Below are 10,769 nucleotides of genomic sequence, written 5' to 3' on the forward strand. Positions count from 1 at the left end.
CCCGCGATGCGCGCGCTGGTCCTCACCGGACCGCACCGGGCCGAGGTACGGGACGTACCGCCTCCGGTCGCCGCCGCCGGGCAGGTGGTCGCCGACGTGGAGCGGGTCGGCATCTGCGGCACCGACGTCGAGCTGTTCACCGGCGAGATGAGCTACCTGCACACCGGCGCGTCCTCGTACCCGCTGCGCCCCGGCCACGAGTGGTCCGGTGTGGTCACCGCCGCCGGGCCCGGCGTCGACCCCGCCTGGGTCGGCCGCCGCGTCACCGGCGACACCATGATCGGCTGCGGGCACTGCCACCGCTGCCGTCACGGCCGCCACCACGTCTGCGCGCACCGCCAAGAGCTCGGCATCCGCGACGGCCTACCCGGCGCCCTCGCCGAACAGCTGGCCGTACCCACCACCGCCCTGCACCCCCTGCCCGGCACCGTGGACGCCACCCTCGGCGCCCTCGTCGAGCCGGGCGGCAACGCGCTGCGCAGCGTCCAGGCCGCCGGCCTCGACGCCGGCGAGCGGCTGCTCGTCCTCGGCACCGGCACGATCGGCCTGCTCGTCGCGATGTTCGCCCGCGCCCGCGGCATCGACGTACACCTCCTGGGCCGCGACGGCACCCAACTGGAGCTGGCCCGCACGCTCGGCTTCACCAACGCCTGGACCCGCGCCACGCTGCCGTCGCTGCCCTGGGACGCCGTCGTCGACGCCGCCAACGACCCCGAGCTGCCGGCCTTCGCGCTAGACCTCGTCGAGCCCGGCCGCACCGTCGTCTACATCGGACTCGCCGGCGGCCCCAGCGCCGTCGACACCCGCGGCCTGGTCTTCAAGGACGTCACCGCGGTCGGCATCCTCGGCGCCTCCGCCGGCCTGCCCGGCGCCATCGACGCGTACGCCAGCGGCACCGTCGACCCCCGCCCCCTGGTCGCGGCCACTGTCGGTCTCGCCGACGCCCCCGACATCCTGGCCGGACGACGCCCCGACGGCGCAGGCCCGAAAATCCACATCGACCCACGCCGGTTGACGACATGACAAACCCTCCCGCCCGCCGGCTGATAGCCGCGTTGCGAGCCGCCGCACCCGGCGCGGTCCGCACCCGGGTCACCGACCGGCTCGGCATGGCCCACGACGCCTCCCACTACCTGCTCACGCCGCAGGCGGTGCTGGTGCCCCGGGACGCCGCGCAGGTCGCGGCGCTCATGCGGGTCGGCGCCGCCCGGGGCGTACCGCTGACCTTCCGGTCGGGCGGCACAAGCCTCAGCGGGCAGGGCGTCACCGGACACCTGCTCGTCGACGTCCGCCGCCACTTCCGCGCCGTCGAGGTACTCGACGGCGGCGCCCGGGTACGCGTCCAGCCCGGCGCCGTCCTGCGGCAGGTCAACGCCCGGCTCGCCCCGTACGGCCGGCGGCTCGGGCCCGATCCGGCCAGCGAGTCGGCGTGCACGATCGGCGGCGTCATCGCCAACAACTCCAGCGGGATGACCTGCGGTATCCACGCGAACACGTACCAGACACTCGAGTCGATGGTGCTCGTGCTGCCCAGCGGCACCGTCGTCGACACCGCCGCCCCGGACGCGGACGCCCGGCTGCGCGCCACCGAGCCCGCCCTCGCGGCCGCGCTGGAACGGCTGCGCGATCGCGTACGCGGCAACCCCGACTCCGTACGGCGCGTCACGGCGCAGTTCTCGCTCAAGAACACCATGGGGTACGGGCTCAACAGCTTCCTCGACCACACCTCGCCCGTGCAGATCCTGGCCCACCTCGCCATCGGCAGCGAAGGGACGCTGGGTTTCGTGGCCGAGGCGGTGCTACGGACCGTGCCGGTGCACCCGGCCGCGGCCACCGGCCTGGTCGTCTTCGCTACGCTGCGCGAGGCCATGGCGGCGATGCCCGACCTCGTCGCGGCCGGCCCCGCCGCGGTGGAGCTGCTCGACAGCGAGTCGCTGCGCGTCGCACAGACCGACCCGCGAGCCGACGATGTGCTGCGCGGCCTCGCCGTCGAGCGGCACGCCGCGCTGCTCGTAGAGTGGCAACAGCCCGACGCGGAACGCCTCACCGAGGCCGAACACCACGCCCGGCGGGTCTTCGACCGGCTGCGCCTGGCGGTGCCAGCCCGGCTGAGCCGCGACGCCCGCGGCCGCGCCGCGCTCTGGCACATCCGCAAGGGCCTCTACGCCGCCGTCGCGGGAGCCCGCCCCACCGGCACCGTCGCCCTGCTGGAGGACGTCGCCGTACCCGTACCCGCGCTCGACGACCTCTGCGACGACCTCAACCGGCTGTTCGACCGGCACCGGTACGAGCGGAGCGTCATCTTCGGCCACGCCAAGGACGGCAACCTGCACTTCATGCTCAACGAGCACTTCGGCCCCGGCGACGACGTCCGCCGGTACGCCGACTTCACCGAGGATCTCGTCGACGCCGTCCTCGGCCGCGGCGGCACCCTGAAGGCCGAGCACGGCACCGGCCGGGTGATGGCGCCGTTCGTCCGCCGCCAGTACGGCGACGAGCTCTTCGACGTCATGCTCGAGGTCAAACGACACTGCGACCCCACCGGCACGCTCAACCCCGGCGTGCTGCTCACCGACGACCCGCAGGCGCACCTGCGCCATCTCAAACCCGTCGTCACCGTCGAGCCCGAGGTCGACCGGTGCGTCGAGTGCGGCTACTGCGAGCCGGTCTGCCCCAGCCGCGACCTCACCACCACGCCACGGCAACGGATCGTCCTGCGCCGCGAGCTGGCCGCCGCCGAAGCGGCCGGCGACACCGCGATCGCCCGGCAGCTGGAACGGGAGTACCAGTACGACGCCGTGGACACCTGCGCCGTCGACGGCATGTGCGCCACCGCCTGCCCGGTGCTCATCAACACCGGCGACCTCACCAAGCGGCTGCGAACCGTACACAACGGCCGCGCGACCCAGCGCGCCTGGCGTACCGCCGCGAAGCACTGGGACGCCGCCACGCGCGCCATGAACGCCGCCCTCGACCTGGCCGCGACCGCTCCCCCGGCGATCGTGGAGGGCATCACCCAGGCGGCCCGCGTGACCGGCCTGCCGGTCTGGACCCGCGACCTGCCCCGCGGCGGAAGCCGCCGCCGCGCGGCGGCCGAGCCGGACGCCGACGCCGTCTACCTTCCCTCGTGCCTCAACACCATGTTCGGCCCGGCCCAGGATGGTCCCGGCGTCATGGCCGCGCTGCGCACGCTGACCGCCCGCGCCGGCCTCCGCCTGCGCATTCCCGACGGCGTCGGCGACCTGTGTTGCGGCACGCCGTGGTCCTCGAAGGGCCTGCCCGACGGGTACGAGGTGATGCGCCACCGGGTACGCGACGTCCTCACCAGAGCAACCGACGGCGGCCGGCTGCCGATCATCAGCGACGCGGCCTCCTGCACCGAGGGCCTGCACCAGCTACTCGCCGCCGAGCCCGGCCTCCAGGTCGTCGACGCCGTCACCTTCGCTGCCGAACACATCCTGCCGCGGCTACCCATCGGCCGCCGGCTGCCATCCCTCGCGCTGCACCCGACCTGTTCCTCCGTGCGAATGGGTCTGGACACCGCGATCGCCCGCATCGCCGAAGCCGTCGCCGAACACGTCGCCGTCCCCGGCAGCTGGCAGTGCTGCGCCTTCGCCGGCGACCGCGGCCTCCTACACCCGGAGCTCACTGCCTCAGCGACCCGAGCCGAGTCCGACGCCATCGCCGCGGGCGACTACACCTCCCACGCCTCGGTCAACCGCACCTGCGAGATCGGAATGACCCGCGCCACCGGCCGCACCTATCACCACCTGCTAGAAGTGCTCGACCAGGTCACCGCATAGGGACACCACCGTCCGACGACATCTGGCCGCTGCTTCGCGCGCGACACCCCCTCAGCATTCACCACCGCCATCCCGGGCGGGGGGGGTATACGCACAGAGCGCGGCCGACCCGAGGACCGATGGTGCCGCTCTCTGATCCGGCCACTGTGGATCGGACGCTCTAGTCCTGATTGGACGGTCATTTCGCTCTCGCGGCCGCCGGCCCGGGCGTTGAGCGGACGGGCTCGCAGCCGGGGATGCGTGCCGCTGGTGGGGCACGGATGGCCTGGTGTCGACCTGAAGGTCGGCGCCGGCGGTCGCCGGTGGACTGGGCTGGGCGAAGGTCGCGGGCGACTGCGGTACTGCGAGTCTGATGTCGAGGTGAGAGGGCGAGGTTCGGCCGAGGCGAGCGACCATCCCCCTTCCCCGTCCGGCCGATATCGATTCCGTACAGGCGTGGACATCCGGGCGGGGCGAGGGAGCAGGGCCCCGGCAAGGTCGTGAGGGTATCCGGCTTGATCCGTTTGGTGGAGACGCGCCCTTGTCGGTGGTAGCAGGACGCGCATGACCGGTTTAGATGAGCGTCGAGGTTCTCCACGCCTTGTTGATCGTCCGAAGTGAGTCATGCCCGCACTGCCATCATCGCTGATCTCGTCTGTGTCCAGCGCACCGGCTGTCACCGGGCCCGAAGCCGCTGCCGGGCTGCCCGCAGCGCTGACGGATCGGCCAGATCCCCGCGCACCCGCCGGGCGTCCGGCACCAGCCGACGGTCGTGGTGACCGCGGGCAGTCTGCGCCGAGGTAGCCGGCTACCGTTCGTACACCGCGATCGCCGAGTGGATCGCCGACGTCCCGGCCACGACCGTGCTCGCACTGGGCATCGCCCCGGACCGGCGCCCGTCGGAGGCGATGATCCGCAGACTGCTGCAGGCCCTGGACCCGGACCTGCTCACCGCAGCAACCAGTGCCTGGCTGGCCTCACCTGCCGCGGCTACCACCCCGGCCTCGCATCGGGACGATTGCGGTCGACGGCAAGACGCTACGCGGCTCCCGCACCACCGACACCCCGGCCCGGCATGTGATGGCCGCCTGCGACCAGGCCACCGGCCTGGTATTGGCCAGCACGGACGTCGAGGGCAAGACGAACGAGATCACCCGGTTCCAGCCGCTGCTCGACCAGATCGGCGACCTACGCGGCACCGTCGTGACCGTCGACGCACCTACTCGGCATCATCTGACGCGCCGAGGCGGCCTGCTCTACCCTCGGCCAGGTGACAACCACAGCCGCCACGCCCAAGCCGTGGTACGCCACCTTGCTGAGTCCGTTCCCCATCGCGTTGCTGGGCACCGCCGTGGTCGCGCTGATGCTGTTGCTACCGATTCGCGTACCTGCGCCTGGCGACCATGAGGCCAGGTCCTGCGGCAACGCGTTCGCCCTCGATATCGGGCGGCCACAGGACTACGCCGACGACTACTGGCCGCGTACGTATGAACGCTGTACCAGCCAGCGCCTCACCCGCCTCGCCCAGTCGATCGGCGTACTCGCGGCGACCCTCCTGGCCACAACCCTGTCAGCGGCGGCACGACGGCGGCCGGACGACTCGTAGATCGCGGAGCACGTCCCGAGACCCGACTCGCATTCATGGCGAGCGAGGCCGGGGCATCGGTTGCCGCCCCCACCGCCGGCTCCTCCACACCGGACATCATCACGACTTTGCCGACGCCCTGGGGTGAGCCCCGTCAGGGCGCACCCAGCCCGGTCCGCCATCGCAATAATCGCCGCATTTACCCGCGACAGCCCGATCAGTGTGGCGTTCACGGTGCCACGCCAAACCGGTGGTCGGGCGCAACCGATGTTGCCCGACGGGCGCCCGAGGACGGGCAGCGGTTGGTCATGCTCGTCTCCGCTAGGCGATGCCGTGCACTCGGGCTTCGCTGACCAGGTGCGCGGCGATGGCGCGCATCGTGAGGGCCAGCTACAGAGCGTGATGACTCTGGTCAGGACTGGAGCGCACGGTCGGCGGCATGTGAATGCACTTGATCATGACGCCTGTCGATTACGGCGATTCTGCAGGCCTGGCCTTCTGTGGGTAGATCGTCTCGTGACGGGCCAGCATGGCGACGAACTCCCCGATCTTCCGCTCGCGGGTCTGGGCCCGTTTGACGGCGTTGACGCGGTGGATGAGGGCGAACCGGTTGGTTTTGGTGAGTACGTCGAACATGGCCTGGGCGGCGGGGTCGGCGGCGATGGCGGCGAGGAGGTCGGCCGGTACCTCGGCTTCCGAGGGCGGGGCGTAGGCGGCCGCCCACCGCCCGTCCGCTTGCGCGGCTTCCACCGCGGCGCGGCCCGGGGGCAGCATTCGCCCCTGCGCCTCCAGCCGGGCCACGTGGGCGACGTTGCGTTGTGACCAGGAACTGCGGGGCCGGCGAGGGGTGTACCGGATCCAGGAGGTTTCGTGATCCCGTTTACGGGCCTGCCCGTCGATCCACCCGAAGCACAGGGCCTCGTCGACCGCCTGCTGCCAGGTCAGCCTCGTGACTGTGCCGCCCTTCCTGGTCAGGGCGAGCCAGACGCCGGGCGACGTGGCATGGTTGGCCGACAACCACGCGCGCAGCGCGTCGGCGTCCGCGACGATCAACTCATCCAGCTCGGCGCTTGCCATGACGGCAGGGTAACCGCTGCGCCGTCGCCGCAGCATCTGCCTGTTGGCCAGATCGGCACGCCGGGCTGCCGGCACGCCGGTCGCTCGGCGGACCGTCGGGGGGAAGGACCTCGACTCCCGGGACGGCTGACCTCGGTGCCCCGGTCCCCGGCAGACACCTCCAGCTGCACGATCGCCCGGGCTGCGCCGAGTTCGCCGCCACCGGTCCGACCGGCCGGTACCCGGTCGGGTTGCCAGGGTCGATCGTCACGACACCCCGGTCGGCCAGCGCGGACGCCGTCTCCGGCAGCCGATCCGCCGACGGATCCGCCGGGTCGAACCCGGGTGGTGGTCGCAGTCCGCTCGCGGCCACGAGCAGGGCCCATTCCGGGGCGGACAGCAGCAGCCGGTGTGCCGGCAGCACGGTGTGTGCGGTGGCCATCTAGAGTCCCTTGCCCCGCATGAACTCGCCGACCTCGAGCCACTTCCGGTCCCCCGAGGCGGGCAGGTTTCCGGGCTGGAACGGCCAGCCGGCCCACGGCGCCTCGACGGCGGCCTTCAGCAAAGGTCCGCCCGCCAGCGGCGCGTAGTCCCGCAGCCGCTGGGCTGCGGTCTCGAACCAGCCGGTGACCTCGTCCTCGATCCGGGCGATCAGCGCCAGCAGCTCCCGGACCTCCTGGGCGTGGGCGACCACGGTGTCGGCGACCCGGTCGAGGTCGTCCGCGACCCGGTCCGCCCGGGCCCGATCCCACGCGACCCGGTCCCGGTAGGACTGCGCAGACACCGACACCCACCGCGCCGCGTGACCACGGCGTTCGTGATCGGCCGCCTGTTCCCGCACCTCGCCGGCCCGGGTGCGTAGGCGTCCGGCCAGCCGGTCGAGTTCGTCCGGATCCCCGTACAGTCCCAACACCCCGCCGTCCCCCTCAGCATCCACGCCGCCATCCCCGGCGGACCCGCTGCACTCGCAGCGCGCATGAGCCATCGCTGTCCGTCGAAGTAGCAGGCTCAGCGTGCCCCACCGGGTTCGCCGTCCGCATCCCCGATCCCCAGGTTGAGGCATCGATGGCAGCGGTAGACAGGGCTGGCGGCCCGGTGTTCGGATTCCACGCGACGGGAAGCGAGAAAGTTCGTCCGCGCCGCGCTGATCGTCGTGTACGGGGTGCCGTTTCTGCTTGCCGACAGCCGGTGTTTCGGCGGCTCTGACCTGCGCGTTCAATCTGTTGAGGATCTTTTTCAGCCTGTCGGCGTCGGGCGGGGCGGCCGAGTCGGTGTGGAGTGTGGTTTCCCATCCGAGGTCCGGATTTGTAATCCCCTAGTGTCAGCGCTCGTCGGCGGACGTGGCCCACACGCCCATGCCGAAGCCCAGCTCCACCGCCCCCGGTGACCGGCCGCAGCCGGTACCGGTCGGGCTGTTCCTTTCCGGTACCCGCGTCCCACGCACCCCCCGGCGGGGGTGTGCCGGACTGGCACGGGCTATCTCCGAACCACCTCGCCTACCTCATCCGCCGCTACACCCACGTCGGCGGTGTGGTGCTCGACCTCGACACGCACCCTGCGGCCCTCGCCGCGACCGCCTACCTGCGCCGGGTACCGGCCCGACTGCTCACCGGTCGCCACGGCCCGCGCGTGCGGCTACTAACCTCCTCCCCTGAACGCCGGACACGCCGCGCCGCCTCTCGGTCCGGCACGGGCGTTGACCTGATCCTGGCGAGGCTGCCCAAAGGGGCACAGCTCCTCACCCGACACGGCGCAGCCACGGCGATGACCGCCTGGCGGCCTCTGCTGCGCCCCGGCGGGTTCCTGCTCGTCGGGCTCACCACCGCGCCGCCTCAGCCGGGCGGATTCAGCCACCGCGCGACGGTCATCGCCGCCGCATGCGCCGCAGCAGGGGTCCGGCAGTCGATGAGCGCGGTCGGTAGCTCCGCCGACAACGCCGCCGCCGAGTCGTTCAACGCCACGTTCAAACGCGAAACCCGGCAGGGCCGCCGCGCCTTCACCGACGAACGGGAAGCCCGGCTGACCTCGTTCCGGTGGCTGCACCGCTACAACACGCTCCGACGCCACTCCCGGCTCGGACACCCGTTCCCGAACGCCTACGAACAGTTCCGAGTAACGCCGGTTACGCTGGCCCGAGCCGCATAAACCCCGCGTCCAGGATCAGGGGTTGAGGCCCATCTCGAGTTGTGCCGGTGTTGACAATGAACCATTTTCAACCTCCCCTTGCGGTCCGGCGGACCGCAAGGTCGGACGCGGTGCGTGAGCGCCGCGCGGTCCAGGTTGAAAAAGGTCCAATGGTGTGACGCCGTTACTTCAGGCACTGTTCACGGTCGTCGCCGGACCTATGGTGTAGGTCGAGCCCCTTCGCAGGGTGACCGCGGGCGTTCAGCTCCAATCGGGCGGCGCTTGAGCGTAGGCGGGTGGTAGGTGAGGCCAGCTCAGCGGGCTGCCGTCGAGTTGACCTGGTGGGCTGATCGTGCTCCACCCGTTTCCGAGTGCTGTTCGGTAGGTGTCGGCTTGGCGCTTCGGGTCATCGCCCGCGCTCTGCCTGACTGGCCTGCTGCCTTGGTCGAGCAGCCATCGTGCCGTCCTGGCGAGGGATACAGAGACGTGGGTGGCGTCGCCGGTGCGGGCGCGTCGACCGAGTGCGGCCAGTGCACCAGCAGCGATAAGGTAGCCGGTAGCGTGGTCGAGCAGCTGGCAGGGCAGCGCGCCGGGTTGGATGCCATCCGTGCTTGTAGCCCAGCCGATGCCGGTGGCGATTTGCACCAGGCTGTCGAAACCGCGCCGTGTGCCCCAGGTTCCGCCCGTTTCCCATGCCGAAAGCGTGACGACGATGGTGCCGGGGTGCTGGTCCGCAACTTGGTCAGGGTCCAGACCGAGACGGCGCAGCGCTCCGGGCCGGTAGCCGGTCACGAGAACGTCGGCTTGGTCGAGAAGGCGATGCAGAGCTTGACGGCCGTCCGCCGTGCTGGCATCCAGGTTTGCGCTTGCCTTACCGATCACTCCGTCGACAGCATGCAGCGCCAACTCCGGGCGATGCGGATCGTCGACTCGTAGCACGTCGGCACCGAGCGCGCCCAGCATCCGCGTACCAACGGGGCCGGCGATGACTCGTGTCAAATCGAGTACCTTCACCCCCGACGCCGGAAGCTGGCCCGGTTCGGCTAGCGGCAGCGAGCCACGGCTGAGCGGCACCATGTTCACGAGCGGAGACGTCCCCGCCGTGCTCTGTTGGCTGTCTGCTTGCCACTGGGCCTGCGTACGAGCCGCAACGGCCAGCCCTCCCGCGGCGTATACAACACGCTCAACCTCCAACGCCGGGCGCGCGGCAATGACGTCAGCCAACTGCGCCTGAACCTCGGCGTCTCGACCGTCGTTCACACCGAGGGCCGCCAGCAGAGCCGTCCGATGCCACGGGTAGTTCGCATGGGTGCGCACCCAACCATCCGCAGCCCGCCACAATCGGGACAGTGGAGCGAAGCCGTCGATCCCCCGCCCGTCTGCGTCGCGAAGCCAGACCTCGCTGCGCATCGCCGCCGCCACATGCTGCGTGTCGAGCGCGATGTCAGGCCGCCGACCGGTGCGCGCAGAAGCCAGCTCAGCGGCAGCCGTGAGACAGGCGGCCACGGACACGATTGCGCACTCGGCAACGGCGAGCGGTGACGCCAGCACCGCAGGCTGTCGATCTCCGGCCAGCCGGGGACCGGCGATATTCATCAGCCCCAGGTCTGCCAGTACGCCGTCCAACAGAGTCACCATGCCCACATCGTTCCCGACTCCCGGTGACCCGGATTGACCCACTGGGGGTGCCGTTGCTCACCCACCGGGCGGGGTCAGGAGGAACGCCCTTCCATCGTCGTCGGCAGCGTCGCGACGATCGTCCTGATCTCGGCAGTTCCGGACGTCGACCGACACCGGAGGCCGCCACGGAACGTGACGGCTCCCGGTCGAGTACCGCGCACGGCCGGCGGCATGAGCGCACACCTGATCAAGTTGTTAGGCGGAGGTGACGCTCGCAGTTTGCCGCAGAGCAGGTGCTCACTCTGGCTAATCCGGTGGATGCCGTTGGTCGAGGGTCACTCAGAGGACGTCTGATTCACGTACTTCGTCGGCTATGTGGTTTAGCCGTATCGCCAGGTTGGGGTGGTTTCGGGCGCTCGCGATCGCTCACGTCGGAATGCTCCGCTACGACGAGGCGTACCACCACCTCACCCTTGCCCTGGAGCTCTTCACCAAGCTGGTCACAGTGGCGACGCCGGCATCAAGTCCGAGCCCGACGATGCCACTACACACGCCGCCTCAACCTCGAACTTCAGCTCTGATCACGAAGGGCGGCTGTCGTA

Annotated in this window: 6 protein-coding genes and 3 pseudogenes; 6 read left to right on the top strand and 3 right to left on the bottom strand. The window is 71.0% G+C overall.

What is annotated here, in order from left to right; all coding sequences use genetic code 11:
* Positions 1 to 6 precede the first annotated feature (6 nt).
* The 5 genes and pseudogenes from AAH979_RS38555 to AAH979_RS38575 all read left to right on the top strand — a co-directional run bounded on the left by AAH979_RS38555 (position 7) and on the right by AAH979_RS38575 (position 5,388).
* Positions 7 to 1,023: an alcohol dehydrogenase catalytic domain-containing protein gene (locus AAH979_RS38555; RefSeq protein WP_346263058.1), complete on the top strand. Its 1,017-nt coding sequence runs from the start codon at positions 7 to 9 to the stop codon at positions 1,021 to 1,023.
* Complete coding sequence (locus AAH979_RS38560) at positions 1,020 to 3,803, top strand: FAD-binding and (Fe-S)-binding domain-containing protein (protein ID WP_346263059.1); 2,784 nt, start codon at positions 1,020 to 1,022, stop codon at positions 3,801 to 3,803. Before AAH979_RS38555 ends, AAH979_RS38560 begins: the two co-directional genes overlap by 4 nt.
* 818 nt (positions 3,804 to 4,621) lie before the next feature.
* Positions 4,622 to 4,696, top strand: a pseudogene (locus tag AAH979_RS38565) (hypothetical protein); the annotation flags it as partial.
* A 49-nt stretch (positions 4,697 to 4,745) separates the two neighbouring features.
* Positions 4,746 to 4,940 (top strand): annotated as a pseudogene (locus tag AAH979_RS38570) (ISAs1 family transposase); the annotation flags it as partial.
* 112 nt (positions 4,941 to 5,052) lie between these two features.
* A complete protein-coding gene (locus AAH979_RS38575; protein WP_346263063.1) occupies positions 5,053 to 5,388 on the top strand; it encodes a hypothetical protein in 336 nt (111 codons plus the stop codon).
* Between the two features lie 450 nt (positions 5,389 to 5,838).
* On the opposite strand, the gene AAH979_RS38580 is transcribed toward AAH979_RS38575, so the two are convergent.
* On the bottom strand, positions 5,839 to 6,444 hold the full coding sequence (locus AAH979_RS38580) for a YdeI/OmpD-associated family protein (RefSeq protein ID WP_346263060.1): 606 nt from the start codon (positions 6,442 to 6,444) through the stop codon (positions 5,839 to 5,841).
* Between the two features lie 421 nt (positions 6,445 to 6,865).
* Complete coding sequence (locus AAH979_RS38585; protein WP_346263061.1) at positions 6,866 to 7,360, bottom strand: hypothetical protein; 495 nt, start codon at positions 7,358 to 7,360, stop codon at positions 6,866 to 6,868.
* Between the two features lie 953 nt (positions 7,361 to 8,313).
* Between AAH979_RS38585 and AAH979_RS38590 the strand changes: the two are divergent.
* Positions 8,314 to 8,568: pseudogene (locus AAH979_RS38590) on the top strand (integrase core domain-containing protein); the annotation flags it as partial.
* A 240-nt stretch (positions 8,569 to 8,808) separates the two neighbouring features.
* Here the strand turns inward: AAH979_RS38590 and AAH979_RS38595 are convergent.
* The gene (locus tag AAH979_RS38595; protein WP_346263062.1) at positions 8,809 to 10,185 is read right to left on the bottom strand and encodes a CoA transferase; all 1,377 of its coding nucleotides are present in this window, start codon (positions 10,183 to 10,185) and stop codon (positions 8,809 to 8,811) included.
* Positions 10,186 to 10,769: the final 584 nt, after the last annotated feature.

Source organism: Plantactinospora sp. ZYX-F-223 (genome assembly GCF_039649625.1).
Classification (GTDB): Bacteria; Actinomycetota; Actinomycetes; order Mycobacteriales; family Micromonosporaceae; genus Plantactinospora.

Excerpts from the sequence above, each read along its gene's own strand:
- AAH979_RS38555 (WP_346263058.1), top strand. The coding sequence starts at position 7 with ATGCGCGCGCTGGTCCTCACCGGACCGCACCGGGCCGAGGTACGGGAC.
- AAH979_RS38560 (WP_346263059.1), top strand. The coding sequence starts at position 1,020 with ATGACAAACCCTCCCGCCCGCCGGCTGATAGCCGCGTTGCGAGCCGCC.
- AAH979_RS38580 (WP_346263060.1), bottom strand. The coding sequence starts at position 6,444 with ATGGCAAGCGCCGAGCTGGATGAGTTGATCGTCGCGGACGCCGACGCG.
- AAH979_RS38595 (WP_346263062.1), bottom strand. The coding sequence starts at position 10,185 with ATGGTGACTCTGTTGGACGGCGTACTGGCAGACCTGGGGCTGATGAAT.